General features: G+C 44.7%; 1 pseudogene. It reads left to right on the top strand.

What is annotated here, in order from left to right:
• A pseudogene (locus ALO_RS22230) lies at window positions 1-159 on the top strand (IS110 family transposase); the annotation flags it as partial.
• Window positions 160-262 lie beyond the last annotated feature (103 nt).

Raw genomic sequence — 262 nt, 5'->3', positions numbered from 1 at the left:
AAGCCGAGACACCCGGTGTTTCATGACTATTTTCTCCGCAGAATCAGAGAGGGAAAGACCAAGCCCCAGGCCCTGGTTTGTATCATGCGGCGAGCGGTCAGGATTATTTACGGGATGATGAAAACGAAGTCTGAGTATCGCCCTTATGAGAAGGATTAGGCAGCCTGTTTTGTTCTGTAACAACTCGTGATAAAATGGAAATAGCCAATAGCTTGTTTGCTCCTGTCTTTTTTTCCAGCAAGGAAGAAGGTTTATATAACTT

This window comes from Acetonema longum DSM 6540 (assembly GCF_000219125.1).
In the GTDB taxonomy this organism is placed as follows: domain Bacteria; phylum Bacillota; class Negativicutes; order Sporomusales; family Acetonemataceae; genus Acetonema; species Acetonema longum.
This window is presented reverse-complemented; position numbering and strand designations above follow the sequence as displayed.